General features: G+C 70.1%; 23 protein-coding genes and 1 riboswitch. Of the genes, 8 read left to right on the plus strand and 15 right to left on the minus strand.

Annotated features, from left to right (window positions below; all coding sequences use genetic code 11):
• Window positions 1-26 precede the first annotated feature (26 nt).
• The gene (locus ACFY9E_RS35245; RefSeq protein ID WP_390991301.1) at window positions 27-779 is read left to right on the plus strand and encodes an SDR family oxidoreductase; all 753 of its coding nucleotides are present in this window, start codon (window positions 27-29) and stop codon (window positions 777-779) included.
• Window positions 780-891: 112 nt separating this feature from the next.
• On the opposite strand, the gene ACFY9E_RS35250 is transcribed toward ACFY9E_RS35245, so the two are convergent.
• On the minus strand, window positions 892-1,962 hold the full coding sequence (locus ACFY9E_RS35250) for an SIS domain-containing protein (RefSeq protein WP_390991304.1): 1,071 nt from the start codon (window positions 1,960-1,962) through the stop codon (window positions 892-894).
• A 321-nt stretch (window positions 1,963-2,283) separates the two neighbouring features.
• Here ACFY9E_RS35250 and nagB point away from each other — a divergent pair, with 321 nt between their 5' ends.
• The gene (nagB, locus tag ACFY9E_RS35255; protein WP_390991307.1) at window positions 2,284-3,069 is read left to right on the plus strand and encodes a glucosamine-6-phosphate deaminase; all 786 of its coding nucleotides are present in this window, start codon (window positions 2,284-2,286) and stop codon (window positions 3,067-3,069) included.
• Window positions 3,070-3,145: 76 nt separating this feature from the next.
• Here nagB and ACFY9E_RS35260 read toward each other — a convergent pair whose 3' ends face one another.
• The 6 genes from ACFY9E_RS35260 to ACFY9E_RS35285 form a co-directional block, all read right to left on the minus strand.
• Entirely contained in the window at window positions 3,146-3,691 is a 546-nt protein-coding gene (locus ACFY9E_RS35260; protein ID WP_390991310.1) for a hypothetical protein, read from the minus strand.
• Window positions 3,688-3,936, minus strand: a complete 249-nt coding sequence (locus ACFY9E_RS35265) for a helix-turn-helix transcriptional regulator (RefSeq protein WP_030851643.1) — start codon at window positions 3,934-3,936, stop codon at window positions 3,688-3,690. The genes ACFY9E_RS35260 and ACFY9E_RS35265 overlap by 4 nt, the downstream gene beginning before the upstream one ends.
• 384 nt (window positions 3,937-4,320) lie before the next feature.
• A complete protein-coding gene (locus tag ACFY9E_RS35270) occupies window positions 4,321-5,859 on the minus strand; it encodes a glycoside hydrolase family 3 N-terminal domain-containing protein (protein ID WP_390991313.1) in 1,539 nt (512 codons plus the stop codon).
• A 9-nt stretch (window positions 5,860-5,868) separates the two neighbouring features.
• Window positions 5,869-6,714 (minus strand): ABC transporter permease subunit, encoded by an 846-nt coding sequence (locus tag ACFY9E_RS35275; RefSeq protein WP_390991316.1) that lies wholly within the window; start codon window positions 6,712-6,714, stop codon window positions 5,869-5,871.
• Window positions 6,711-7,700, minus strand: coding sequence for an ABC transporter permease subunit (locus ACFY9E_RS35280; protein ID WP_390991319.1), 990 nt, complete (start codon window positions 7,698-7,700; stop codon window positions 6,711-6,713). The genes ACFY9E_RS35275 and ACFY9E_RS35280 overlap by 4 nt, the downstream gene beginning before the upstream one ends.
• 87 nt (window positions 7,701-7,787) lie before the next feature.
• Window positions 7,788-9,068 carry an extracellular solute-binding protein gene (locus ACFY9E_RS35285; protein WP_390991322.1) on the minus strand — a complete coding sequence of 427 codons (1,281 nt, stop codon included), beginning with the start codon at window positions 9,066-9,068 and terminating at the stop codon, window positions 7,788-7,790.
• A gap of 312 nt (window positions 9,069-9,380) precedes the next feature.
• Here ACFY9E_RS35285 and ACFY9E_RS35290 point away from each other — a divergent pair, with 312 nt between their 5' ends.
• The 6 genes from ACFY9E_RS35290 (at window position 9,381) to ACFY9E_RS35315 (ending at window position 17,211) form a co-directional block, all read left to right on the plus strand.
• A complete protein-coding gene (locus tag ACFY9E_RS35290) occupies window positions 9,381-10,145 on the plus strand; it encodes a GntR family transcriptional regulator (protein ID WP_363117207.1) in 765 nt (254 codons plus the stop codon).
• Window positions 10,146-10,303: 158 nt separating this feature from the next.
• Complete coding sequence (locus ACFY9E_RS35295; RefSeq protein WP_107455520.1) at window positions 10,304-10,570, plus strand: DUF3311 domain-containing protein; 267 nt, start codon at window positions 10,304-10,306, stop codon at window positions 10,568-10,570.
• The gene (gene mctP, locus ACFY9E_RS35300; protein WP_390991326.1) at window positions 10,567-12,195 is read left to right on the plus strand and encodes a monocarboxylate uptake permease MctP; all 1,629 of its coding nucleotides are present in this window, start codon (window positions 10,567-10,569) and stop codon (window positions 12,193-12,195) included. Before ACFY9E_RS35295 ends, mctP begins: the two co-directional genes overlap by 4 nt.
• Window positions 12,196-12,384: 189 nt before the next feature.
• A riboswitch (cobalamin riboswitch) is annotated at window positions 12,385-12,518 on the plus strand.
• Between the two features lie 123 nt (window positions 12,519-12,641).
• A complete protein-coding gene (locus ACFY9E_RS35305; protein ID WP_390991329.1) occupies window positions 12,642-14,993 on the plus strand; it encodes a ribonucleoside-diphosphate reductase subunit alpha in 2,352 nt (783 codons plus the stop codon).
• Window positions 14,993-16,000 carry a ribonucleotide-diphosphate reductase subunit beta gene (locus ACFY9E_RS35310; RefSeq protein WP_390991332.1) on the plus strand — a complete coding sequence of 336 codons (1,008 nt, stop codon included), beginning with the start codon at window positions 14,993-14,995 and terminating at the stop codon, window positions 15,998-16,000. Before ACFY9E_RS35305 ends, ACFY9E_RS35310 begins: the two co-directional genes overlap by 1 nt.
• Before the next feature lie 248 nt (window positions 16,001-16,248).
• Window positions 16,249-17,211, plus strand: a complete 963-nt coding sequence (locus tag ACFY9E_RS35315) for a helix-turn-helix domain-containing protein (RefSeq protein WP_390991335.1) — start codon at window positions 16,249-16,251, stop codon at window positions 17,209-17,211.
• A 12-nt stretch (window positions 17,212-17,223) separates the two neighbouring features.
• Here the strand turns inward: ACFY9E_RS35315 and ACFY9E_RS35320 are convergent, their stop codons facing one another.
• The 8 genes from ACFY9E_RS35320 to sigR form a co-directional block, all read right to left on the minus strand.
• A complete protein-coding gene (locus ACFY9E_RS35320; protein WP_390991338.1) occupies window positions 17,224-18,594 on the minus strand; it encodes a cytochrome P450 in 1,371 nt (456 codons plus the stop codon).
• Window positions 18,591-19,676, minus strand: a complete 1,086-nt coding sequence (gene cyc1, locus ACFY9E_RS35325) for an epi-isozizaene synthase (RefSeq protein WP_390991341.1) — start codon at window positions 19,674-19,676, stop codon at window positions 18,591-18,593. The genes ACFY9E_RS35320 and cyc1 overlap by 4 nt, the downstream gene beginning before the upstream one ends.
• A 295-nt stretch (window positions 19,677-19,971) precedes the next feature.
• Window positions 19,972-20,622 (minus strand): peptide deformylase, encoded by a 651-nt coding sequence (gene def / locus ACFY9E_RS35330; RefSeq protein ID WP_390991344.1) that lies wholly within the window; start codon window positions 20,620-20,622, stop codon window positions 19,972-19,974.
• 132 nt (window positions 20,623-20,754) lie between these two features.
• On the minus strand, window positions 20,755-21,735 hold the full coding sequence (locus ACFY9E_RS35335; RefSeq protein ID WP_390991489.1) for a tetratricopeptide repeat protein: 981 nt from the start codon (window positions 21,733-21,735) through the stop codon (window positions 20,755-20,757).
• Window positions 21,736-21,852: 117 nt separating this feature from the next.
• On the minus strand, window positions 21,853-23,100 hold the full coding sequence (locus tag ACFY9E_RS35340) for an HD domain-containing protein (protein ID WP_390991347.1): 1,248 nt from the start codon (window positions 23,098-23,100) through the stop codon (window positions 21,853-21,855).
• A complete protein-coding gene (locus ACFY9E_RS35345; protein ID WP_390991350.1) occupies window positions 23,097-24,434 on the minus strand; it encodes an HD domain-containing phosphohydrolase in 1,338 nt (445 codons plus the stop codon). Before ACFY9E_RS35345 ends, ACFY9E_RS35340 begins: the two co-directional genes overlap by 4 nt.
• A 154-nt stretch (window positions 24,435-24,588) precedes the next feature.
• Window positions 24,589-24,900: a mycothiol system anti-sigma-R factor gene (gene rsrA / locus ACFY9E_RS35350; protein ID WP_390991353.1), complete on the minus strand. Its 312-nt coding sequence runs from the start codon at window positions 24,898-24,900 to the stop codon at window positions 24,589-24,591.
• Window positions 24,897-25,583: an RNA polymerase sigma factor SigR gene (gene sigR / locus ACFY9E_RS35355; RefSeq protein ID WP_142166727.1), complete on the minus strand. Its 687-nt coding sequence runs from the start codon at window positions 25,581-25,583 to the stop codon at window positions 24,897-24,899. The genes rsrA and sigR overlap by 4 nt, the downstream gene beginning before the upstream one ends.
• Window positions 25,584-25,815: the final 232 nt, after the last annotated feature.

Raw genomic sequence — 25,815 nt, forward strand, 5'->3', positions numbered from 1 at the left:
CTAGGTAAATGGGAGGGGGCGCCGACATGGGCGTACTCACGGGCAGGACGGCACTCGTCACGGGGGCGAGCAGGGGCATCGGGCGGGGAATCGCCGAGCGGCTGGGCCGCGACGGCGCACGGGTCGCGGTGCACTACGGCAGGAACGAGACGGCGGCGAAGGAGACGGTCGCGGCGATCGAGAGGGCCGGGGGTTCGGCGTTCACGGTGGGCGTGAAGCTGGGGGTGCCGGGGGACGCCGAGGCACTGTGGGAGGAGTTCGACCGGCACGCGGACGGGCTGGACATCCTGGTGAACAACGCGGGGATCGGTAACACGCGGCCGATCGGACAGTTGGAGGAGCGGGAGTACGACGAGGTCTTCGCGGTGAACGTGAAGGCGCCGTTCTTCATCCTCAAGCACGGCATGACGCGCCTGCGGGACGGCGGCCGGGTCGTCAACATCTCGTCGGGGCTGGCCCGGACGGCGGCGATGCCGGACAACATGGCGTACGCGATGACGAAGGGCGCCCTGGACGTCTTCTCGCGGGATCTGTCCAAGGTGCTGGGGCGCCGGGGCATCACGGTGAACTCGGTGGCCCCGGGCATCATCGACACGGACAACACGGCGGAACTGCTGCGCGGCAGCCCCGACGGCTGGGCGAAGGCCGCGGCGCTATCGGCACTGGGCGGGGTCGGCGAGCCCGCCGAGGTCGCCGATGTGGTGGCGTTCCTGGTGTCGGACGGGGGGCGATGGGTGACGGGGAGTTGGGTGGATGTGACGGGGGGTTCGCTCACGTAGGCGTGGCGGGGTGGCTCGTGGTTGCACGGCGGCCGTGAGAGCCCGGTAGGGCACGGTGGCCGCGACGGCCAAGTCGTGAGGCCCGTGGTGACGCTCTGGAACGCCCCCGCCCTCAGTGCGTCTCCGTCACCTTCGCCAGCGCCCGGGGCGCGTCCGGGTCCTGGCCCCGGGCGATGGTGACCTCGTAGGCCAGGAGCTGGAGGGGGATGATCTCCAGCACGGGCTGGACCTCCTCGGCCACGTCGCCCGTCGGCAGGACGAAACCGGCCGACGCCTGCTCGACCTGGTTCCCGGGGCCGATGACGACGAGGTCGGCGCCGCGGGCGCGCAGCCGGTCCAGGACGGGCTGGAGCGCCTCGCCGCCCTTGCCGTCGGTGACCACGGCGATGACCGGGGAGACGTTGTCGACCATGGCGAGAGGTCCGTGCAGCAGGTCCGCGCCGGAGTAGGAGAGGGCGGGGATGTAGCTGGTCTCCATCAGCTTGAGCGCGGCCTCCTTGGCCGTGGGGTAGCCGTAGCCGCGCGAGGTGATCACCATGCGCTCGGCGAAGCGGTAGCGGGCGGCGAGGGCACGCACCTCTCCCTGCCGGGCGAGCAGTTGCTCGGCGAGGTCCGGCAGCACCTGCGCGGGCGCGCCGTCGCCGCCGCGCAGCCCCTCGACGAAGAGGTAGAGCGCGAGAAGGGAGGCGGTGTAGGTCTTGGTCGCGGGGAGGGCCTTCTCCGGCCCGGCCATGATGTCGATGTGGTACTCGGAGACGCCGGCGAGCGGTGAGTCAGGGTTGTTGGTGACGGCCAGCGTGATCGCGCCGGCTTCACGGGCGGCCCGGGTCGAGGCGACCAGGTCCGGTGAGCCGCCGGACTGGCTGACGGTGACGACGAGGACGTCGGTGAGGTCGGGCCGGGCGCCGTAGGCCGTGGTGGTGGACATCGAGGTGAGTCCGCAGGGCAGGCCGAGCCGGATCTCCAGGAGGTACTTGGCGTACAGGGCGGCATTGTCTGAGGTGCCTCGCGCGGTGAGCAGGACGAAGCGGGGTGCGCGCTCGGCGATCTGCCGGGCCACGTCCTGAATGGCGGGGGCACCTTCGGACAGGATCCGGCGCAGGACGGCGGGCTGTTCCGCCATCTCCCGGGCCATGGTCCGGCCGGGGAGCTCGCTGAGGTGATCCGGTGTGGCGGCGGTCATCGCGAGTCCTTCCGGGGGCGGGGCGGCTGCAGACCCCATTCCACCCCCTCGGGCCGGACAGTGCCCGCCCGGGGCCCTCGATGTCCCCTCCGCTCCTCCTCCGAGGGCGGTGCCTCCGAGGGCAGTGCGGAGCGGCACTGTTCACCCCCTGGCGACCTGGTCGGCACGGCGGCGTCGCCCGCGTGGGAGCGGCGGTGCCGACCCTGGGAGGGGCGGGTCTCCTCTGTTAGATTGGTCTAAACCACGTGACCCACCCCGGGGTCCAGTCCCAGTTGAGCACTCCCCTCAGATCGGCACTCCTCTCAGATCGGCAGGCCCAGCGTGGAAGTTGTCATCGTTCCGGACGCCAAGTCGGGCGGCGAGCTCATCGCCGAGGCCATGGCGCAGCTGCTCCGGCGCAAGCCCGGTGCTCTGCTCGGCGTGGCCACCGGCTCGACGCCGCTGCCCGTGTACGAGGCACTGGCGGCGAAGGTGCGCTCCGGTGCCGTGGACGTCGGGCGGGCGCGGATCGCGCAGCTCGACGAGTACGTGGGACTGCCCGCCGACCACCCGGAGTCCTACCGCTCGGTGTTGCGACGTGAGGTGCTGGAGCCGCTGGGGATCGGAATGGACCAGTTCACGGGCCCGGACGGCACGGCGGAGGACGTGCAGGGGGCGTGCGAGGCGTACGACAAGGCGCTGTCGGACGCCGGAGGTGTGGACCTTCAGCTGCTGGGGATCGGGACCGACGGGCACATAGGGTTCAACGAACCGTGCTCGTCGCTGGCGTCGCGGACGCGGATCAAGACGCTGACCGAGCAGACCCGGATCGACAACGCGCGCTTCTTCGACGGCGACATCGATCAGGTGCCGCACCACGTGATCACGCAGGGCATCGGCACCATCCTGGAGGCCCGGCATCTGGTGCTGCTCGCCACCGGCGAGGGCAAGGCCGACGCGGTCGCGGCGACCGTGGAGGGGCCGATCGCCGCGGTGTGCCCGGCGTCCGCGCTCCAGCTCCACCCGCATGCGACCGTCGTCGTCGACGAGGCCGCCGCGTCGAAGCTGAAGCTGGCGGACTACTTCCGGCACACCTACGCCAACAAGCCGGAGTGGCAGGGGATCTAGGGCCTCCCGGCCGAGCCGGACTGCATCGTCACGCCCCTGCCGCCCGGTCCGAACGACAGCCTGGCGACCGAGAGCCCTAGTGGCCGAGTACCTCCGCCTCGAGTACGTCGTCCTCGGCCGGTTCGTCCTGGGCGCGCCAGCCGGCCACCCACAGGGGCATCACCCAGTGGACGACGAGGACGGCGATGAGCAGGGGTGCGGCATAGGCCTTCGGGGCGTCGCCGGCGACCCCGCCCGTGATCAGCAGGGTGACCACCACCGCTGCCAGGAGCAGGGTCGTCACGCGGTGGGCCCGGGCCAGGACGCGGCTGCGTTCTGCCGACTGGCGCTCGTCCAGCGCGCGTTCGCGCAGTTCCAGCAGGCCTCGGGTGGCGCCGTTGATCACTCCGGTCGCGACCATCCACGGCAGCAGCAGCACCGCCATGACGGCCACGGTCCACAGTGGCTCGCCCTCGGCGAGGAAGAAGTGGGTCATGAGAGCGCCGAGGGCCACGGTGAGGGTGACATGGGCGGCGACGGCCAGGCGGCGGCGTGCCGCCGTGGCGTACCAGGCCGCCGCGCGGCGGTCGTTCATCAGCCGCAGCATGCTCCGGTCGTAGCGGGTCAGGCGTGTCGTCGTCATGGCTGGTTCCTCCCGTAGACCTCGTCCGTGAGCGGCCGGAACGGTTCGAGGGAGAAGAGGGCCTCGACCGGCAGGCCGAAGAACTTGGAGATCTTCAGCGCCAGGTCGAGGCTCGGGTTGTACTGTCCCCGCTCGATGTAGCCGATGGTCTGGTAGTGGGCTCCCACTGCCTCGGCCAGGCTCTGGCGCGACACCTTGTGCTCGGCGCGCACCACGGCCAACCTGTTGTGCACCTGCTCGCTCATGTATAAGAAGTACTACATTCGGATGCAGCCTTACAACCGTGCGCCCGATCACGGCCGCTGCGAGCGAAGACGGGTCAGTGGTGAGGGCCGCGCCGGCCCGAGGGTCTCCACGGCATCCGTATTCGCGCCCCGGCGGGGCCACGTCGGTAGGGGGCGGCCGGTCGGGCTCCGGCCGGCGGTGCCCTCGGCGTCCGAGCGTCAGGACCGGCACGGGCCGCTTCCCTCGAGCCGGCCCTCGTGGTTGTCCTCCCGACGGCGTCTGGCGCCGCGGCGGCGGTCACCGGAGGAGATTCACGGCCCGGCCGGAACTCATCGCCACGGCGCGGATGCCCTCGGCCGGACCCGCACGGAACGCGGCCGACCGGCCGCTTCACGCGCGTTCTCTCACCATCCCGTGATCCCGGCGATCACCTCGGCCGCCGCCCGGCCGCAGACGCGGGCCGCGCCGTGGGTGGCGAGGTGCAGGGCGCCGCGCGGGACGGCCTGGGGGACGCCCATCTCGACGACGATGGTGTCGGGGCGGGCCGCCAGCAGGGTGTCGAGGGCGGAGGCCATCCAGGGGTGGCGGTGTTCGTCGCGGACGACGGCGACGATGCGGCGGGGGCCGGCCGCCTGAAGGGCCGCCCTGCCGGCGTTCTCCCCTGCCTCGTTCTCCGGGCCGTCCCCGGCGGAGAAACTGCCCGTCACCGTGCCCGGCAGGAGGTGGACGAGTTCCGCGGCGACGCCCCACGGGGTCTCGTCGCCCACGGCGATGTTGGCGACGGGGGTGAGGGCGGCGACGTAGGGCGGTTCGGTGAGGGGCTCGAAGGCGTCGGGGCTGCCGAGGCCCGGTGCGGCGGTCACGGTCAGGGCGCGGCGGGCGGCGTGCAGGCCGACCTCGGAGCCCTGGGTGTCCTCGGCCGGGCGGCCCGTCGTGCCCGCCCAGCGGGCCAGGGCGCGTACCCGGTCGGCGGCCTCGGCCAGGCGCTCCTCCGCGAGTTCACCGGCGCGCACGGCTCCGACGAGGGCGTCGCGCAGGCGCAGTACGGTCGCGTCGTCGGCCAGGCCGCCGCCCACGCAGATCGCGTCGGCGCCCGCGGCGATGGCGAGGACGCTGCCGCGTTCGATGCCGTAGGTGCCGGCGATGGCGCGCATCTCCATGCCGTCGGTGACGATGAGGCCGTCGTAGCCGAGCTCGCCGCGGAGCAGGCCGGTGAGGATGCGCCGGGAGAGGGTGGCCGGGCGGTCGGGGTCGAGGGCGGGGACCAGGATGTGGGCGCTCATGACGGCCCGGGTGCCGGCGGCGATGGCGGCGCGGAACGGGCTCAGTTCGCGCTCGGCCAGAACGTCGGCGGAGATGTCGATGCGCGGCAGGGCGTGGTGGGAGTCGACGGCCGTGTCGCCGTGGCCCGGGAAGTGCTTGGTGCAGGCGGCGACCCCGGCGGACTGCAGGCCGGTCACATAGGCGGCGGTGTGCCGGGCGGCCAGTGCGGTGTCGGCGCCGAAGGAGCGGACGCCGATGACCGGGTTGCGCGGGTCGGAGTTCACGTCGGCGGATGGGGCCCAGTTGAGGTTGACGCCGCAGGCGGCGAGGCGGCGGCCCAGCTCGTGGGCGACCTGGTGGGTCAGTTCCACGTCGTCGACCGCGCCGAGGGCGTGGTTGCCCGGGAAGGAGGAGCCGCTGCGCACCTCCAGGCGGGTCACGTCACCGCCCTCCTCGTCGATCGCGACGAGGACGTCGTCGCGCTCGGCCCGCAGCTGGGCGGTCAGGGCGGCCAGTTGGCCGGGGGAGGCGATGTTGCGGCCGAACAGTCCGACGGAGGCGAGGCCCTCACCGAGCCGCCGCAGCAGCCAGTCGGGGGCGGTGGTGCCGGTGAAGCCGGGCTGGAGGACCGTCAGGGCGTCGCGGGTGAGTGTGTCGGTGCCGCTGGCGAGTGTCGTCATGGGGTGGGGTCATCCCTTCACGGCGCCCGCGGTCAGGCCCGCGGCCATCTTGCGCTGGACGAGGAGGAAGAGGGCGACGATCGGCACGGCCATCATCGTGGCGCCGGCCATCATCGGGGCGTATTCGGTGCCGTGTTTGGTGGTGAAGTTGCCGAGCCAGACGGTCGCGGTCTGGTTCTTCTGGCTGAGCAGCATCAGGGCGTAGAGGTACTCGTTCCAGGCCTGGATGAAACCGTAGACCGAGGTGGCGACCATGCCGGGGGCCAGGAGCGGGAAGACGACCCGCAGGAAGGCGCCGGTGCGGGAGCAGCCGTCGACCATGGCGGCCTCCTCCAGTTCCTTCGGGATGTTGACGATGAAGCCCCTCAGCGTCCACACCGTGAACGGGAGGATGAAGGTCAGGTACGTGATGATGAGGCCGGTGAGCCGGTCGTACTGGCCCAGGTCGTTGAGGAGCAGGAACACCGGGATGATCATGGCGACCAGCGGGACCATCTGGACGGCGAGGATGCCCACGATCACGATTTTGCGGCCGCGGAAGGCGAACCGGGAGATGGCGAGCGCGGCCAGCAGCCCCACGACCATGCCGATGACGACCACGGCCAGCGACACCACCAGGCTGCGGCCCACCGGGCCCCAGAAGTCGGCGATGTCCAGCGCCCGGGTGAAGTTGTCGAAGGTGATGCCGGTCGGCAGCAGGCTCGGATCCGCGTCGATGGCGTCCTCGGCGGGCTTGAACGCCGTGTTGAGCATCCAGTAGAGCGGGAAGCCCGCGGTGACGAAGACGAGGAGGCCGAGGAGGTTCCAGCCGAGCCGCGAGTTCTTCCGGCGGCCGGCTCGGGCGAGCGTGCTCATTCGACCTCTCCGATCTTCAGCATCTGCCGCATGTAGACGGCGACGACGCCGAGCAGCAGCAGGACGGTGACCAGCGCGATGGCCGATCCCTGGGCGTAGTCGTTGACCACGAACGCCCGGTCGTAGGAGTAGGTGTTGAGGACCTGGAACTCCGGCTCGGGGTGGCCGCCCCGCATGACGAACACCTGGGGGAAGACGCCCATGTCCCAGATGACCGACAGGGTCGTGAGCATCACGATGATCGGCTTGAGGACGGGCAGGGTGACATAGCGGAAGACGCCCCAGGAGCCGGCGCCGTCCAGGCGTGCGGCCTCCTCCAGTTCCTTCGGGACCTGGGTGAGGCCGGCGCTGAGCGTGATGACCACGAACGGCACGGCTCCCCAGATCACCAGCAGCATGATCACCGCCAGGCCCTCGGGGCCGCTCGCGAACCAGTTGTGGCCGATCATCTCGACGCCGGGCAGCTTGCTGAGCAGGGCGTTGAAGACGCCGTAGTCCGAGTCGAAGAGCCACTTGAAGACCGTGGTCGCGACGATCACCGGCATGCCCCAGCTGGCCACCAGCACGATGTTGATGAGCATCTTCAGCCAGCCGGAGACCCGCTGGAGCAGCAGGGCGAGCGTCATGCCGATCACCATGGTGAAGACGACGGCGCCGGCCGCGAAGACGATCGTGCGCAGGACGACGGCCCAGAACTCGCCGTCGCCCAGCACCTTGGCGAAGTTGTCGAACCCGACCGTCTCGGCCGGCTGGAAGCCCCACAGCTGGGACTGCCCGAAGTTCTGGAAGGACAGGGTGACCAGCCGGACCAGCGGATAGCCCATGACCAGGGCGAGGATCAGCAGGCAGGGCGCGAGCAGCAGCCAGGGGGCGAAGGCCCCGCCCGACGTGCGCTGCCCGCGGGGCCGCCGGTCCTTCAAGGGCGGCGGCGGTGCCTGCCGCGGTGGCGGCACCTTGGCGGGGGTGGTGGTGTCTGCGGCACTCATCGCGCGCTCCTTGGCGGTCCCTCAGGTCGTACGAGAATCAGGGCCCCGTCCCGGACTGCGGGGAGGCGACGGGGCCCTGTGCTCAGGTCACTTGGTGTTGATGACCTTGTCGATCGCCGCGTCCGCGTCCTTGGCGGCGGCCTCGACGGACTTCTTGCCGGTGCCGATGCTCTGCAGCATGGTCTGCAGGATCTGGGCCTTCTCGACCTGGCCCCAGCCGGGGGCCATCGGGACGAACCAGTTGGACTCGGCCGCGGTGGCGGGCACCGCCGTCTTCGGGTCGTTCTTGAGCGTCGCGAGGTCGGTCTTGTTGTTGGGCAGGTTGCCCTTGGCCATCAGGCCCTTCTGCCCGGAGGAGCCGGTGAACGCGTTGATCCACTCGGCGGCCAGGGCCTGCGCGTCGGACTTCACCGGCACGGCGAGGTCGGAGCCGCCGAGGAAGACGGGCATGTTCTTGCCGGACGGGCCGGGCATCACGAAGTTCTCGAGGTTGCCCTTGAGCTTGCCGGTCTTGTCGTTCTTCGGGTCCTCGGCGGTGGCGCCCTCCCAGGCGGCCGCGAAGATCATGGCGGACTTGCCCTGGCCGTAGACGATGTAGCGGTCGGACTCGTCCTTGGTCTTGTCGCCGTGCATGTAGCGGTCGACGACGTTCTTGAACTCGGTGAGGCCCTTGAGGGACTCGGGTGAGGAGAGGGAGGCCTTCCACTGGCCGCCCGACTCGGTGGCGATGGCGCCGCCGGCGTCGTAGACGAAGGACATGGCCGCGTACCAGTCGCGGGTGGGCTGGTACCAGGCGTTGTATTTGTCGCCCTGCTTCTTCTGGATCTTGTCCAGGGCGCCGGTCAGTTCCTTGTAGGTCTTCGGCGTGGACTTCACCCCCACCGAGGCGGCGACGTCCTTGCGCCAGTTGGCGACGCGGCCGCCGGCGTAGTACGGGACGCCGTACGTTTTGCCCTCGTAGGTCACCGAGGCCTTGAGGCCGTCCAGCCAGGCATCCGCGTTGTCGAACGTGCCCTGGTCGAGGGGGGCGAAGGCACCCTTGACCATGTAGCCGAGCATCTCGGTGTTGCCCATCTCGACCACGTCGGGGGCCTTGTCGGTGGCGAGGACGGCGTCGAGCTTGGCGTTCTTGTCGGGCCAGCCGTAGTACTCGTGGTTGATCTTGACGCCGGGGTGCTTCTTCTTCACCGCCGCGTCGGCGGCCTTCACCAGTTCCGGCCAGTTGTTCTGGGCGTCGACGGTGAGCCAGACGGTCAGCTCCTTGGCGTCAGCGCCCTTGTCGGAACCCCCGCCGCCCTCGCCGCCGCACGCCGCGATGGAGACCATCATGCCCGCGATACCGATCGCGGCTGTCAGCTTGCGCTTCACGCCACCCTCCTCAGGGATCCCACAACCCCCCTGGCTCCCCGCAGTGAACGTGGGGCCGGGCCTGGACCAATGGTGTAGACCAGTACGGGGAGCTTGGACCAGACCAGCAGGCCTGTCAAGGCTCCCGATACAGCCCTGACCAGCCGTTATGCGACCTACATATGCAGGAACCTTTAAGTAAGAAGCCAGCGGAAACCCGGGTGGACACGGCATACTGCGGGTAGACCACAGGGAATGGTGGACTAGACCAAAAGAGGCGCCGACGGTATACAAGTGGGATCGTGTCGGCAGACCGAGCCGGGAAGGCGGAGCATGAGCACCGACGTCAGCAGTGCGGAGAACGAGAACGGGGTGCCCGTCCGTACCGCGCGCGTGCCCAAGTACTACCGCCTGAAGAAGCACCTGCTCGACATGACGGAAACCCAGGCGCCCGGCACACCGGTCCCGCCCGAGCGCACACTGGCGGCGGAGTTCGACACCTCACGCACGACCGTGCGCCAGGCGTTGCAGGAGCTGGTCGTCGAAGGCCGGCTGGAGCGCATCCAGGGCAAGGGCACGTTCGTCGCCAAGCCGAAGGTCTCGCAGGCGCTGCAACTGACCTCGTACACCGAGGACATGCGCGCCCAAGGCCTCGAACCCACCTCGCAGCTGCTGGACATCGGCTACATCACCGCCGACGACCGTCTGGCCGGGCTGCTCGACATCACGCCCGGCGGGCGCGTGCTGCGCATCGAGCGGCTGCGCATGGCCAATGGCGAGCCGATGGCCATCGAGACCACCCACCTGAGCGCCAAACGCTTCCCCGCCCTGCGCCGCTCCCTGGTGAAGTACACGTCCCTGTACACCGCGCTCGCCGAGGTCTACGACGTCCGTCTCGCCGAGGCCGAGGAGACCATCGAGACGTCCCTGGCCACCCCGCGCGAGGCCGGCCTGCTCGGCACGGACGTCGGCCTGCCGATGCTGATGCTCTCCCGGCACTCGCTGGACCGGGACGGCCGGCCGGTGGAGTGGGTGCGGTCGGTGTATCGGGGCGACCGGTACAAGTTCGTGGCCCGGCTGAAGCGGCCCGCCGACTAGGGGCCCCGGGCAGGGGTTTCGCCGCTGCTGAGGGCTGCTGCCGGGGCCTGGTTTCGGTTGGGTACCGCATTGCGGACGAGGGGTTCCGTTATCGCCACACCCTGACCTAGATTGCCTGCGCATTACACAGGTGATCACCAAGGGGACGGAGCCGCCTGATGTCGCAAGCCCCAGAAGTCAGCAGAGGGCCGGTGGTGACGCCCATGCGCGTCGTCATCGCCGTCTGCCTCATAGCGCCGTTCGTGGCCATGCTGTGGGTCGGTTCGTACGCGAAGACCGACCCGGCCTTCATCGGGATCCCGTTCTTCTACTGGTACCAGATGGCGTGGGTGCTCATCTCCACCGTCCTGACGATGATCGCCTACAAGCTGTGGCAGCGTGACCAGCGCGCCCGCTCGGCCGCGAAGGGCGGTGCGTCGCAGTGAAGGACGGCGTGAACGGCGTCGCACTCGGCGTCTTCATCTTCTTCTTCCTGGCCGTGACGGTCATGGGCTTCCTGGCCGCGCGCTGGCGCAAGGCCGAGAACGAGCACAGCCTCGACGAATGGGGCCTGGGCGGCCGCTCGTTCGGCACCTGGATCACGTGGTTCCTGCTGGGCGGCGACCTGTACACGGCGTACACCTTCGTCGCCGTCCCGGCCGCGATCTACGCGGCGGGCGCGGCCGGTTTCTTCGCGGTGCCGTACACGATCCTGGTGTACCCGCTGATCTTCACCTTCCTCCCCCGCCTGTGGTCGGTCTCCCACAAGCACGGGTACGTCACGACGTCCGACTTCGTGCGCGGCCGCTTCGGCTCGAAGGGCCTGTCGCTCGCGGTGGCCGTGACCGGCATCCTGGCGACGATGCCGTACATCGCGCTCCAACTGGTCGGCATCCAGGCCGTGCTGGACGTGATGGGTGTCGGCGGCGGCGAGAACACCAACTGGTTCATCAAGGACCTGCCGCTGCTGATCGCGTTCGGCGTGCTGGCGGCGTACACGTACTCGTCGGGTCTGCGGGCCCCCGCGCTCATCGCGTTCGTGAAGGACACGCTGATCTACATCGTCATCGCGGTGGCGATCATCTACATCCCGATCAAGCTGGGCGGCTTCGACGAGATCTTCGCCAAGGCCGGCGAGGCCTACAGCCAGACCAACCCGGCCACGGGTGCGCCGCGCGGCGCGCTGGTGCCGGCGGAGGCGGGCCAGTGGACGTACGCCACTCTGGCGCTGGGCTCCGCCCTGGCCCTCTTCATGTACCCGCACTCGATCACGGCGACGCTGTCCTCGAAGAGCCGTGAGGTGATCCGCCGCAACACCACGATCCTGCCGCTGTACTCCCTGATGCTGGGGCTGCTCGCGCTGCTCGGGTTCATGGCGATCGCGGCCGGCATCAAGGTGCAGAACGGGCAGCTGGCCATTCCGCAGCTGTTCGAGACGATGTTCCCGGACTGGTTCGCGGGCGTGGCGTTCGCGGCGATCGGCATCGGCGCGCTGGTGCCCGCGGCCATCATGTCCATCGCGGCCGCGAACCTCTTCACCCGCAACATCTACAAGGACTTCATCAAGCCGGACGCCACACCGGCGCAGGAGACCAAGGTCTCCAAGCTGGTCTCCCTGCTGGTGAAGGTGGGCGCCCTGGCCTTCGTCCTCACCATGGACAAGACGGTCGCCATCAACTTCCAGCTCCTGGGCGGCATCTGGATCCTGCAGACCTTCCCGGCCCTGGTCGGCGGCCTGTTCACCCGCTGGTTCCACCGCTGGGCGCTGCTCGCGGGCTGGGCGGTCGGCATGATCTACGGCACGGTCGCCGCGTACGGTGTGGCCTCCCCGACCCAGAAGCACTTCGGCGGCTCCGCGAAGGAGATCCCCGGCATCGGGGAGATCGGCTACATCGGCCTCACGGCGTTCGTCCTGAACGTCGTCGTCACCGTCGTCCTGACCTTCGTCCTGAGGGCCGTGAAGGCTCCCGACGGCATCGACGAGACCGAGCCGGAGGACTACACGGCGGACGCGGGCGACCCCGGGGTCCAGGTGGAACTCCCGCCCGCCACCGCCGGTTCGGCCCACTGACGTCAGGGGCACCAACCAGCGCACACCACCCGCAGCGGGCCACCGTGACCGACCGTCACGGTGGCCCGCTGTCGTATGTGATGCCCGGGGTCTCTCACGCGGCTCCCGGACATCACTCTGGTGACCTACCAGTTGACGCTCTGAAACCAGCGCGACACAACATCTGGGGGTGCCATGCGCGCCTGGCACAAGATGTATGCTCATGCTCGCTGTCGCCGCAGGGGAATCCGGTGCGAATCCGGAACTGTCCCGCAACGGTGTACTTGTGCATGTTTCGTGCACAGGAGTCAGTCCGAGGACCTGCCGACAGCGCACCCGGCCACCCGGCCGGTGTGCCCTGACGTCCGGGCCTCGTGGAATGGGCCGGTGGACGCGGCGCCGTGTGCGTTCGCGTGCTGCCCCCTGCCCTCGACGAGGCCCCCGTGCCGAGCGAGGGAGAGCCCCACGTGACCATCGCGCCAGCCGAACCGGTCTCAGCCGCCGAAGAAGTGCAGGACGCTCCCGGAGCCGCGTTGCTGCGGACCCTGACCGAGCTGACCGCCGACCTCCCCGACACCGACCCCGGCCGGGTCGCCGCCGCCGCACTGCGCGGCCGGTCCGCCCGGGCGGACGAGACGGAGTTGCGGGAGCTGGCGACGGAGGCCGCGGCCGGTCTGATCTCCGAGGACCCCGCTTACTCCCGGCTGGCCGCCCGGCTGCTGACCATCGGCATCCGCGACGAGGCCGCCTCGCAGGGCGTCACCTCCTTCACCGAGTCCGTCGCGGTCGGCCACCGCGAGGGCCTCATCGCCGACCGCACCGCCGAGTTCGTGCGGCTGCACGCCGCCCGGCTCGACGCGCTCATCGACACCGGCGCCGACGACCGCTTCGGCTACTTCGGCCTGCGCACCCTGCACAGCCGCTACCTGCTCCGGCACCCGATCACCCGCAAGGTCGTCGAGACGCCGCAGCACTTCATGCTGCGCGTCGCCGCCGGTCTGGCCGAGGACGACACCAGCCGCTCGGTGGACGAAGTCGCCGCGCTCTACGCGCTCATGAGCCGCCTCGACTACCTCCCCTCCTCCCCCACCCTCTTCAACTCGGGCACCCGGCACCCGCAGATGTCGTCCTGCTACCTCCTCGACTCCCCCAAGGACGAGCTGGACTCCATCTACGACCGCTACCACCAGGTGGCCCGGCTGTCGAAGCACGCCGGCGGCATCGGACTCGCCTACTCCCGCATCCGCGCCCGCGGTTCGCTGATCCGCGGCACCAACGGGCACTCCAACGGCATCGTCCCGTTCCTGAAGACCCTCGACGCCTCGGTCGCCGCCGTGAACCAGGGAGGCCGTCGCAAGGGCGCCGCCGCCGTCTACCTGGAGACCTGGCACTCCGACATCGAGGAGTTCCTGGAGCTGCGTGACAACACCGGTGAGGACGCCCGCCGTACGCACAACCTGAACCTCGCGCACTGGGTGCCGGACGAGTTCATGCGGCGTGTGAACGCCGACGCGCAGTGGTCGCTGTTCTCCCCCTCGGACGTGCCCGAGCTGGTCGACCTCTGGGGCGAGGAGTTCGACGCCGCCTACCGGGCGGCCGAGGCGAAGGGGCTGGCGAAGAAGACGCTGCCCGCACGCGAGCTGTACGGCCGGATGATGCGCACCCTCGCGCAGACCGGCAACGGCTGGATGACCTTCAAGGACGCCGCCAACCGCACCGCCAACCAGACGGCCGAGCCTGGCCACGTCGTCCACTCCTCCAACCTCTGCACGGAGATCCTGGAGGTGACCGACGACGGGGAGACGGCGGTCTGCAACCTGGGCTCGGTCAACCTCGGTGCCTTCGTGAGCGACGGGGACCTCGACTGGGAGCGCCTGGACGAGACCGTCCGCACGGCCGTGACCTTCCTCGACCGGGTCGTCGACATCAACTTCTACCCGACCGAGCAGGCGGGCCGCTCCAACGCCCGCTGGCGTCCGGTCGGCCTCGGCGCCATGGGCCTGCAGGACGTCTTCTTCAAGCTGCGCCTGCCCTTCGACTCGCCCGAGGCCAAGGCGCTGTCCACCCGTGTCGCCGAGCGCATCATGCTCGCCGCCTACGAGGCTTCGGCCGACCTCGCCGAGCGGAGCGGCCCGCTGCCGGCCTGGGAGAAGACCCGTACGGCCCGGGGCGTGCTGCACCCCGACCACTACGACGTGGAACTGGCCTGGCCCGAGCGCTGGGCGGCCCTGCGCGAGCGGATCGCGACGACCGGCATGCGCAACTCCCTGCTCCTCGCCATCGCGCCCACGGCCACGATCGCCTCCATCGCGGGCGTGTACGAGTGCATCGAGCCGCAGGTGTCCAACCTGTTCAAGCGCGAGACGCTGTCGGGTGAGTTCCTCCAGGTCAACTCCTACCTGGTGGACGAGTTGAAGCGGCTCGGCGTGTGGGACGCCCGCAGCCGGGAGGCCCTGCGCGAGGCCAACGGCTCGGTGCAGGACTTCGCCTGGATCCCCGAGGACGTCCGCGCCCTCTACCGCACGGCCTGGGAGATCCCGCAGCGCGGCCTGATCGACATGGCGGCGGCCAGGACCCCGTTCCTGGACCAGTCCCAGTCCCTGAACCTCTTCCTGGAGACGCCGACCATCGGCAAGCTCTCCTCGATGTACGCCTACGCCTGGAAGTCCGGGCTGAAGACGACGTACTACCTGCGCTCGCGCCCGGCGACCCGGATCGCCCGCGCCGCCCAGGCCACCGTCCCCGTGCAGGCCACCCCGGATCCCGAAGCGGTCGCCTGCTCCCTGGAAAACCCCGAGTCCTGCGAGGCCTGCCAGTAATGAGCACCCAGAACCTTCTCGATCCCGGCTTCGAGCTCACCCTGCGCCCCATGCGCTACCCGGACTTCTACGAGCGCTACCGGGACGCCATCAAGAACACCTGGACGGTGGAGGAGGTCGACCTCCACTCGGACGTCGCCGACCTCGCCAAGCTGTCACCGGCGGAGCAGCACCTGATCGGCCGCCTGGTCGCCTTCTTCGCGACGGGTGACTCGATCGTCGCGAACAACCTGGTGCTCACGCTGTACAAGCACATCAACTCCCCCGAGGCGCGGCTGTATCTGAGCCGGCAGCTCTTCGAGGAGGCCGTGCACGTCCAGTTCTATCTGACCCTGCTCGACACCTATCTGCCCGACCCGGAGGACCGTGCGGCGGCCTTCGCGGCGGTGGAGAACATCCCGTCCATCCGCGAGAAGGCCTCGTTCTGCTTCAAGTGGATGGACTCGGTGGAGAAGATGGACCGGCTGGAGACCCGGTCCGACCGCCGGCGTTTCCTGCTCAACCTGATCTGCTTCGCCGCGTGCATCGAAGGCCTGTTCTTCTACGGCGCCTTCGCCTACGTGTACTGGTTCCGCAGCCGGGGCCTGCTGCACGGCCTGGCCACCGGCACCAACTGGGTGTTCCGCGACGAGACGATGCACATGTCCTTCGCCTTCGACGTGGTCGACACCGTCCGCAAGGAGGAGCCGGACCTGTTCGACGACCGGCTCCAGCAGGAGGTGACGGACATGCTCCGGGAGGCCGTCGAGGCCGAGCTGCAGTTCGCGCGCGACCTGTGCGGGGACGGTCTCCCGGGCATGAACACCGAGTCGATGCGGCAGTACCTGGAGTGCGTCGCCGACCAGCGGCTCACCCGCCTGGGCTTCGCTCCGGTGTACGGCTCCGAGAACCCCTTCTCCTTCATGGAGCTCCAGGGGGTTCAGGAGCTGACCAACTTCTTCGAGCGGCGGCCCTCCGCGTACCAGGTGGCGGTCGAGGGGACCGTCGACCTGGACGAGGACTTCTGAGCCGGTTCGCTCTCCCGGGCCTCCTGGGCCTCCCGGATCTGACGGTCGATGCGCCGCTCGCGCACCAGGCCGATCACTGACGGGAGGACCAGGAGGACCAGCGTCCCGAGTACGAAGATCATTGCGATGAGTGTCTGCGTCTGGTTCGTGTCCATGGACACCACTGTCGCGCTGAATACTCCTTACCGTCAGTGGCAGTACTGCCGTAGACCCTCGAATTACTGCCACCGGCGAGGCACACTGGACGCATGCTGCAGAACGTGGCCGTCGCCCTGCTCGACGGCGTGAACCCCTTCGAACTCGGTGTGGTGTGCGAGGTCTTCGGCACCGACCGCAGTGACGACGGCCTGCCGGTGTACGACTTCGCCGTCGCCTCGGCCGAGGGCCCGGTCCTGCGCATGAACTCGGGCTTCTCGCTGCACGTCGAACACGGTCTGGAGCGGCTGGAGAGGGCCGACCTGATCGCCGTGCCGGCCGGGCAGAGCTATGCGTCCCGTGAGTTCCCACCCGAGCTGCTGGACGCCCTGCGGCGCGGGGTCGACCGCGGCGCCCGGGTGCTCAGCGTGTGCTCCGGCGCCTTCGTGCTGGCCGCTGCCGGTCTGCTGGACGACCGCCGCTGCGCCGTGCACTGGAAGCACGCGAAGGACCTCGCCCGTCAGTACCCGCGGGTGGCCGTCGAGCCGGACGTGCTCTACGTCGACGAGGACCCGGTGATCACCTCCGCCGGCACGGCCGCCGGGATCGACGCCTGCCTGCACCTGGTGCGCAAGGAGCAGGGCTCCGAGGTCGCCAACAAGATCGCCCGGCGGATGGTGGTGCCGCCGCACCGCGACGGCGGCCAGGCCCAGTACATCGAGCGCCCGCTGCCGCACTCCGAGGCCGACACGATCGGCGAGGTCCTGGCCTGGATGGAACGGCACCTGGACGAGGAGGTCACCGTCGAGCAGCTGGCCGAGCGCGCCCACATGTCCCCCCGGACGTTCGCCCGCCGCTTCCAGCAGGAGACGGGTACGACTCCCTACCGCTGGATCCTGCGCCAGCGCGTGCTGCTGGCCCAGCGGCTGCTGGAAGCGACGGACGAGACCATGGACGCGATCGCCGGCCGAACGGGGTTCGGCAACGCGGCCACACTGCGCCACCACTTCGTCCGGACGGTCGGGACCACACCGAACGCCTACCGGCGGACGTTCAGGGGCCCCGAGGCGGCCTGAGGCCGGGGGCCGTCACCTCGCCACCGGCCGCACCCGCAGGTCGTGCGGCCGCAGCGTGATCCCCACCCGTGTGTCGTCCCTCGACCCCGCCACCTGCTCGAAGCGGTACCTGGTCGCCAGCGCCGCCGTGACCAGCGTCAGCTGGGCCATCGAGAAGTGGTCGCTCGGGCACTTGCGGTTGCCCACGCTGAAGGGGCTCATGGCGTGCTTGGGGATGTCCTTCACCCGGTCAGGAAGCCAGCGGTCGGGGTCGAACTCCAGGTGCCGCTCGTACGACTCCGGGTCGCGCTGGATCGCGTACGGGCTGTAGATGATGTCCGCCCCGGACGGAATACGGTATCCACCGAGTTCCGTGTCCCGTACCGCCCGGCGCGTGAGAATCCAGACGGCCGGACTCAAACGCATGGACTCGACGACGACATTGTTGGTGTGCCTGAGTCCTCGGACGTCTGCGAATGCCACCGGCCTTCCACCGGTGACGGCCTGTACTTCGTCACGCACACGGTCGGCGTGTTCCGGGTGCTCCGCGAGCATATGCAACAGCCACATGATCGTGGAGGCGATGGTTTCGCTGCCGGGGGTGAGGATGGCGACGACCTGATCATGGATCTCCTGTTCCCCGATCGGGTCGCCATTCTCGTCCGTCGCCTCCAGCAATGCCGTCAGCAAATCGTCCGGCTTTTGACCGGATGCCCGGCGCTCGGCAACGATCTCGTCGACCAGGAGATGCAAATCGGCCAAGGCCCGGTTGAATTCGCGGTTGGCCGGGAGCGGCAGGTTGTAGAGCGGCCCCAGCGGGACCACCATCCGCCGGTACATCCCGCGGAAGACGGTGGCGAGGGCGACGCACAGCCGCTCCGCCCGCTCGTCCATGAAGTCGCCTCGCAGCAGGCAGCGCGCCGCGATGCGCACGGCCACCCGGAAGGACTCGGAGGTGCAGTCGATCGTCTCGCCGGGCTTCCAGCGCTCGGTGAGCGCGTGCGCCTCCTCCTCCATGATCGGGCCGTAGGCGGGGATGGCGTCGAGCCGGAAGGCGGGCTGGATGGTGCGCCGCTGGCGCCGGTGCCGCGGGCCGTTGGCCGTGGCCACGCCCTCCTTGCCGAGCAGGCCCTCCAGGGACTCCCACAGCGGTCCGGCGATGATGAAGTCGTTGCTCAGCGCCAGGGCGCCGGTCAGGTCCGGGGTGGTGACCGCGTACACCGTCTTCGGCCCGATCTTCAGCCGTACGACGTCGCCGTGGTCGCGCAGCCGGGACATGAACGCCAGCGGGTCGCGCGCCAGCCTCCAGCCGTGGCCGAGGACGGGGACTCCACCACCCGCCCGGGGCGGCTCCCGCAGCTCCAGCGCCGACGGGGTCTCGGGCTTCACGGACTCGACGGTCATTTCTCACCTGCCGCTTCGTTGTTGACGTACGGGGGCGTGGACCGGTCGTCCCAGCTGTCGACCATGTACCGGCCGGACTCGTGGTGGAACCAGTAGACGGAGCTGAACCAGTTCCGCATATTGCTCAGGCAGGCCCGCACGGCGGCGTTCAGCTCTTTGCCGCGCGCGGTGCCGTCGGCGAGGTCTTCGGCGAACCGTAAGGCTTCCTGCTCGGCATCGATGAAATCGGTGATGCTTTTCTCTACGCGGCCCCTCACATCCACGACCGCCTGTTCCAGAGTCAGCCCCTCATGGGTGATGAGACTGATTCCGAGATTGTGCACCTCGTCGCCCGCTATCTCCTTCGGGAGCGAGCACAGATCGTTGTACCAGGCGGCGAATTCCTGGCTCAGCAATGCCGCCCGTCGATATGCCGGGTGTTTCCGGACGGCTTCGGGAAGTTCACAGCCGGCGGTCGGCTCCAGCAGGTCCGTCCATATCCAGTGCGCGAAGGTGAGCCGGCGCAACCGGAGGTATTCCTCGACCGTCGGCACGATCCCCTGGGTGCGATTGTGGAACTCCTGGTCGTACGCGTCGATCACCGCGTGGAAGTGCCGGGCGAACCGGAGGTTCCACGTCTGGGGCAGGAACCCGTACAGCCGCAGCACGCTGTCCGCGAACCCGGCGACCAGTGAGTCCTCGTGGTGCAGGTGCTCCCCCGGGGAGTCGAGGGCCGAGTGCAGCCGGTCCCGCAGCAGCCGCCAGGCGGCAGGACGGCCGTGCACGATGTCGCGGTCGTGACGGTCGTCCCAGACGAAGAACCATGCGCTGTAGTCGGCGATCGCCTGCATGACCTCATCGGGGGCGCCGATGTAGTACCCGGCCATGAGGTCGGTGTAGCAAAGACCGTCGGCATATTCCTCCACCTTGTCCGCGGGCATGAGCCGCTTTTCGAGCAGCCAGGCCCGGGTCTTCTCCTGGCACTTCGGCCAATACGGGTGGAGTTGCCGGGGAAACGCCGCCTCGATCACCGGGAGAGAGAGCGACGGTGGAACTGCGATCGTGGCCGGTGCCGGTGTGGTGCCGTGTGTCAAAGCATGCACGAACTAACCCCTCTCAGCCGCCAGTTGGCGCGGGCGCCCCTCCCTTCGTGCCGGGCGTGCGCCGTTGCATACCCCGCTCATCCCATTCAGCACTACAACTGACCGTTCTGGGAACGTATTTGCTTCATTCACTACCCAACAGTGCCGGGAACCCCCCGTTGAGTGACTACCGGTGGATCGCCAGGAGAGCAGAGGCGATCGAACGTGCGACGGACAGGCGAACGACACAGACGAACGGCGCCTGTTCGGGGTGGGAAACCCGAACAGACGCCGTGCGCCTGGTGAGGCTGAGGTCTCAGTCGTTGGCCACCACGGGGTAGCGGGGCTCGTTCTCGGCCATCTGCCGCAGCGCGTCCTTACGCTCGCGCTTGGACAGCCGGTCGATGTACAGGTAGCCGTACAGGTGGTCCGTCTCGTGCTGCAAACACCGTGCGAAGTATCCGGTGCCGCGCACCTTGATCGGGTTGCCCTTCTCGTCCTGCCCGGTCACCTCGGCGTAGTCGGGCCGCGCGAGCGGCGCGTACGCGGTCGGCACCGACAGGCAGCCCTCGTTGCTGTCGTCCAGCCGGCGCTTGTCGGCGGGCAGTTCGACGAGCTTGGGATTGCAGACCACACCGGTGTGCCGGACGCCCTCGTCGTCGGGGCAGTCGTAGACGAAGACCTTCGCGTCGACCCCGATCTGGTTGGCGGCGAGGCCCACGCCCTCGGCGGTCCGCTGGCTGGCGAACATGTCCGCGACGAGCTGCTGGAAGTCGTCGCCGAAGTCGGTGACGTCCTTGCACTCCTTGTGCAGCACCGGGTTCCCGACCACTGTGATCGGCCGCGAGGTCCCCCGCTCCCGCCAGGCCGCCTCGCGCTCCTCGCAGTCCTCCGTGTCGATCACGTACCCCTCGTCATCGACGGGGAGCACGCCCGAGCGCTGCTGATCGGTGTCCTGCTGAGCCATGACGTTACGTACGCCTTCCTGAAACTGACCGGGCTGAGATGCTGATACAGGGTACGCGGGTGAAACGCCCCGCTTTCAGGGACGCGGGGAACTGCGCGAGCCACCGCGGCACAGCCGCACCCGACGACGGCGCTAGCACACCTCTTCCAAATCCCGCCAATCCCGAGAATCCGGACTGTCGGCCACCCACCCGTCCAGCAACCCCCGAACCAGCGAAGCCGGCGCAGCCAACCCGCACTCCCGCTCCGGCACCCACAGCTGCCCGTCCGTCCGGTGCCCCAGCGGCCCGGGGTGCCCCGGCTCACTGTGATCGTGCGGATCGAGGTGCTCCCCGTCGCCCTCGTCGGAGGGCATGCGGGACTCCGAACACATCCGGCACAGCAACCGCACCGAAGAGGACCAGTCCTCCGCCGCGAACCCGGCGTCCCCGGCGAGCTGCTCCAGAGCGTCCCTGTCCGCCTCCGTCGCGGCCTCCAGGAGTACCACCCACGTCGGCACGGGCGACGGCGCCCACAGCTCGATCTCGTCGAACACCGGGTACGTGTGCCCGACGGCCGTGGTCCGCTCCCCGTGGGGCACACCGTCGTGCAGGACGACCTCGCCCCAGCGCCGCCCCGACGAGGGCAGCGGAATGGACAGCACCTCGATCCGGGCGGGATCCAGCCGCCGTCCCCACACGACCTCGGCCTCCCCCTCCGGGGAGAGCCGTACGGCCGCGCTGCCGAGGTCCATGCCGACGGGCTCACCGGAGTCGTTGGCCGCTCCCGGCACCCGCAGCCCGTAGGCCTGCCAGGCGCGCCGGGCCAGCGGCCAGTCCTGGAGCGCGGTCGCGGCGATGCCCACGTTCCACCAGTCGGGCGCGCCGGCGTCCCGGTCGAGCAGCGCCACGGCCCGCAGTCCGGCCGCCCGCGCCTGCTCCCAGTCGTGCCGGAACTTGTGCAGCAGCGCGAGGTTGAACCAGGACTCCGAAAGCCAGGGCTCCAGATCGGCGGCACGTGTCAGCAGTGCGCCTGCGTCCTCGTACCGGCCGTCGCCGATGAGGGTGAACGCCCGGTCTGTGGCCTGCCGCCAGGAGGCGGAGGGCCGGTGCCGTCCCTTGCCGAAGATCCTCACGATTCCCGCCTGCCAGTTCCGTGCGGTGGGCTGGCCGTAGCTGTGTTTCGAGCCCCCGGACACCTTCTCCTTCGCATCCAACCACGTACGGCCTCGAGGGCGCTCATTACCCATGGGTTACCCAGCCACGGGCAGGGTCAGACTGCTCCTTGCCAGTACCCGGGCCAGTGATTCCACCACCTCCGGGGCGTATGTCCCGGCGGTGGCGAGCCGGAGTTCCTCCAGCGCCGTCAGCGGCCCGCCGGGCCCTCCTTCCCGAGACTTCTCCTCGTACGCATTCACGGCCCGGACGATTCGCGCGGCGAGCGGCTGCTCGGTGTAGGGGTCGGCCTGCCGCTCCACCACCACGGCCACCGCTTCGTCGACGCCCGTCTGCCGTACGACGGCCCCGCCGAGCAGCGCGATCCGCCGCTGCTCGGCGGCGGGCAGCGCGGCGGTGGCGCCCGCCGGCACCGGATCGACGAGGCTCAGCTGGCCGATGTCGTGCATGAGCGCGGCGTACTCCAGCACGTCCAGCTCGGGCTCGGTCAGCCCCAGGTCCCGCCCCACGGCCTGGCTGAGCGCGGCGACGCGCCGGGCGTGCCCGGCCGGGGTGTAGCCGGCGACCTCGGTGGCCCGGGCGAGGGAGGCGATGGTCTGCCGGTAGGTCGCCCGGACCGCGGCGTAGCGCCGGAACGACATCTGGGCGAGCAGCAGCGGCACGGAGAAGACGGGCAGTGCCCACAGCCCCACGACGGCGACCGCCAGCGCCATCACCGCCCCGGTGGCGATGACGGCGGACCCGATGCCGCAGACGCCCCGCAGCTCGTCCCGCAGCACCGGTCCGAAGGGCCAGCCGGTGCGGGTGTGGGCCAGGGCGGCGGCGAGCACCGCGTCGCACAGCGCGGTCAGGGACAGCAGCGCGAGCAGCAGCAGCGCGTAGGCGGGGCCGCCCCAGTCGTCGAACATGCCCCGGTTGTAGGGGGGCTGGAAGCACAGGGAGACGAACCCGGCGGTGAGCACGCGGCGCGCCAGGTGGTCGAGCGTGGGCCCCTGCCCGCGAGCGATGTGCGGCACGCTGCCGAGCAGCGAGGCGGCCAGCACGACGGCGACGACCTGGGCCGGGCCGTGGTGCGTGGCCCGCCCACCGGCCTCCCCGAGCAGCGCGTAGGACAGGGCCGCGGCGGCGCCGAGCGGTGCCGGCTCCCGTACCTGCGCGCCGTTGCGGCGGGTGAGCTCGCCGACGGTGACGAGGACGCCGAAGGCGAGGGCGACCCGGCGTTCCTCCAGCCCCTGGTGGAGGGTGGCGGCGAGGGAGGCGGCCGCGAGGAGGGCGGCGCAGGCGTGGACGAGGGTGAGGAGCGGTGGCGGCCGGTCCGCGCTCATCGGTGTGCCCCCGGCCGGCTGGACAGGGGCGCGCCGGGCGGGGGCACCCGGGCCGGGCGGGTCTCCTCGTCGTCGGCGGTCACGGCGGGGTGCCATCCCGTGCGCCCGACGGCCTCGACGAGGGCCGTGACCATCACCGGGTCGAACTGGCTGCCCGCGCACCGCTCCAGTTCCGCCAGGGCCACGGCGACGGGCCGGGCCCTGCTGTAGCTCCGGGTGGAGGTCATGGCGTCGAAGGCGTCCGCGACGGCCACGACCCGTGCGGACTCGGGGATCTGACGCCCCACCAGACCGTACGGGTAGCCGCTGCCGTCCAGTCGCTCGTGGTGGTGCAGCACGGCGGCGCGGGCCTCGCCGAGGAAGCCGATGCCGCGCACCATCTCGTGCCCGTACTCGGGGTGCAGTTCGATCACCCGCCGCTCCTCGGGCGTCAGCGGCCCGTCCTTCCTGAGCAGCCGGGTGGGCACGCCCAGCTTCCCCACGTCGTGCAGGATCCCGGCGAAGCGGAGCACCTCGACGCGCTCGTCGTCCATGCCCAGCTCGCGCGCGATCATCATGGAGGCCTGGCCGACACGCTCGCTGTGCCCGCGGGTGTACCCGTCCTTGATGTCGACGGCCTGGACCAGCGCCCGGATGGTCGCCTGGTGGGCGGCACGTTCCCGGTGGTACTGCGCGAACGCCCACCACGAGACGCACATGGGCAGCAGCACGAGCAGCGCGGCGACGGGACCGTACGGGCTGCGCCACAGGACGGCCATCATCAGCCCGGCGAGGCCGTGCACGGCGATCGGCGCGAGGGAGCGCGCCACCAGTCCCCGCCAGGCCCGCCGCAGCGGCACCCGCTCCGCCACGGCCAGGATCCCGCCGTCCAGCAGCGCCAGCACCAGGCAGAACATCAGCACGGCCGCCCCGGCGGGCCCGAGGGCGTAGGGGACGTCGCCCGCGACGACCGCGTCCCGCCCGCCGAGCAGCCGGTGCGTCGTGCCCGCGGCCCACACCCCCAGGACGAGCTGGGCGGCCCGCCAGATGCGCCGCAGCGCCACGGGCCGCTGCCCGACCTGCGAGAGCAGCGCCCCGGGGACGGCCACCAGCGCAGCGGCGGGTGCCGGCAGCAGGAAGGCACCGGCGAGCAGCACGGGGTAGAAGGTCCCGGCCGGATGGGAGAGCCCCACGAACCGGGACCGGGCGACGCGCTCGCAGCCGGCGTACAGCGCGGCGAGCAGCGCGACCACCCACCAGGGCGTGCGCACGCCCGGCGGCGGCAGCAGACAGAGCAGCGCGGCCATCACGACACAGGCGATGTAGACACGTGCCCGTGCCGGTACCGCTTTCATGAGCCCCTCCCCCGGCCATGTCCCGTCAGGCCCGGAGCCTAGGGCGGCGGCAGGGGGGTCCGCGGGCGGATAGCCCGCGGGTTAGCACGTTCGAGTGACGTGTTCGAGGGGACTACCCCGCTCGGAGGGTGGGTAGTTGAAAAGCGCAGGAGTGTCAGGACTCCTGGGACGCGGCGGGCGAGGCCGTGACGTCCTGGTCGGGGACGGCCTGGCCGGAGCGGATCAGCTCGATCCGCCCCATGACCTTGTCCCGCAGGTCGCCCGGCACGTCGTCATGCCCGCAGCAGCGCTTGACGAGCTTCTTCACAGCCTGCTCGAGCCCGTACTTCTCGAGGCAGGGCGAGCACTCCTCGAAGTGGTGCTCGAACTTCACGCAGTCCGAGTCCGGCATCTCACGGTCGAGGAACTCGTAGAGATGATCGAGGATTTCGCTGCAATCCGTCTCGTGCGGCTCTCCGCAGCTCATGACCCCGAGCCTTTCGCTTCGTTCGACTCTCCGGCACCGGCCGGAACCATCCCGCGGTCACGGGCGTAGTCCTCCAGCATGCCGCGCAGCTGACGGCGGCCCCGGTGCAGCCGGGACATCACCGTACCGATGGGCGTCCCCATGATGTCGGCGATCTCCTTGTAGGCAAACCCCTCGACGTCCGCGAGATACACGGCGATGCGGAACTCCTCGGGGATGGCCTGGAGCGCCTGCTTCACGTCCGAGTCGGGCAGGTGGTCGAGCGCCTGCGACTCCGCGGAGCGCAAGCCCGTCGACATGTGCGACTCGGCGCGGGCGAGCTGCCAGTCCTCGATCTCCTCGGCCGCGGAGCGCTGAGGTTCACGCTGCTTCTTGCGGTACGAGTTGATGAAGGTGTTGGTGAGGATCCGGTACAGCCACGCCTTGAGGTTGGTGCCCTCGCGGAACTGGTGGAAGGACGCGTACGCCTTGGCGTACGTCTCCTGCACCAGGTCCTCGGCGTCGGCCGGGTTGCGCGTCATGCGCAGCGCGGCCGAGTACATCTGGTCGAGGAACTCGAGCGCGTCCCGCTCGAAGCGCGCACTGCGCTCCGCGGCCGTCTCCGCGCCCGTGCCGCCCTGGCCCTCGGGCTGCTCCGCCTGGCCGTTTTCGGTCCCTGCGTCGGTCCCAGTGACCGGACCCACCTCCTCGAGTGTTCTCGTGAGACCGAGACCGGTCTCACCCGAATCGGAGGATAGACGACGATCCGGTCCGCCCGCCGCCCGAATAGGGGCGGTCCTGGCCGCGTGCAGCACCGTCCAGTCCAGGTCGGCGCGGCTGCTGCGGGTCGGGCAGATGGTCGAACCCATGCGGCGGACTTCCTCTCCTACGGCGTCGGTGCTGGTCTCCAGCACGTACGCCCCGCACAACAGTGGC

The sequence above is a fragment of the Streptomyces sp. NPDC012466 genome (assembly GCF_042955215.1).
Classification (GTDB): Bacteria; Actinomycetota; Actinomycetes; order Streptomycetales; family Streptomycetaceae; genus Streptomyces.

Bases quoted from the DNA above. Each gene is read 5' to 3' on its own strand.
- def (WP_390991344.1), bottom strand. From the start codon at position 20,622: ATGGCTCAGCAGGACACCGATCAGCAGCGCTCGGGCGTGCTCCCCGTC.
- rsrA (WP_390991353.1), bottom strand. From the start codon at position 24,900: ATGAGCTGCGGAGAGCCGCACGAGACGGATTGCAGCGAAATCCTCGAT.
- ACFY9E_RS35320 (WP_390991338.1), bottom strand. From the start codon at position 18,594: ATGACCGTCGAGTCCGTGAAGCCCGAGACCCCGTCGGCGCTGGAGCTG.
- ACFY9E_RS35340 (WP_390991347.1), bottom strand. From the start codon at position 23,100: ATGAGCGCGGACCGGCCGCCACCGCTCCTCACCCTCGTCCACGCCTGC.
- ACFY9E_RS35290 (WP_363117207.1), top strand. From the start codon at position 9,381: ATGAGCACCGACGTCAGCAGTGCGGAGAACGAGAACGGGGTGCCCGTC.
- ACFY9E_RS35265 (WP_030851643.1), bottom strand. From the start codon at position 3,936: ATGAGCGAGCAGGTGCACAACAGGTTGGCCGTGGTGCGCGCCGAGCAC.
- ACFY9E_RS35280 (WP_390991319.1), bottom strand. From the start codon at position 7,700: ATGAGTGCCGCAGACACCACCACCCCCGCCAAGGTGCCGCCACCGCGG.
- ACFY9E_RS35315 (WP_390991335.1), top strand. From the start codon at position 16,249: ATGCTGCAGAACGTGGCCGTCGCCCTGCTCGACGGCGTGAACCCCTTC.
- ACFY9E_RS35245 (WP_390991301.1), top strand. From the start codon at position 27: ATGGGCGTACTCACGGGCAGGACGGCACTCGTCACGGGGGCGAGCAGG.
- ACFY9E_RS35270 (WP_390991313.1), bottom strand. From the start codon at position 5,859: ATGACGACACTCGCCAGCGGCACCGACACACTCACCCGCGACGCCCTG.
- ACFY9E_RS35275 (WP_390991316.1), bottom strand. From the start codon at position 6,714: ATGAGCACGCTCGCCCGAGCCGGCCGCCGGAAGAACTCGCGGCTCGGC.
- ACFY9E_RS35250 (WP_390991304.1), bottom strand. From the start codon at position 1,962: ATGACCGCCGCCACACCGGATCACCTCAGCGAGCTCCCCGGCCGGACC.
- ACFY9E_RS35345 (WP_390991350.1), bottom strand. From the start codon at position 24,434: ATGAAAGCGGTACCGGCACGGGCACGTGTCTACATCGCCTGTGTCGTG.
- ACFY9E_RS35310 (WP_390991332.1), top strand. From the start codon at position 14,993: ATGAGCACCCAGAACCTTCTCGATCCCGGCTTCGAGCTCACCCTGCGC.
- ACFY9E_RS35260 (WP_390991310.1), bottom strand. From the start codon at position 3,691: ATGACGACGACACGCCTGACCCGCTACGACCGGAGCATGCTGCGGCTG.
- ACFY9E_RS35295 (WP_107455520.1), top strand. From the start codon at position 10,304: ATGTCGCAAGCCCCAGAAGTCAGCAGAGGGCCGGTGGTGACGCCCATG.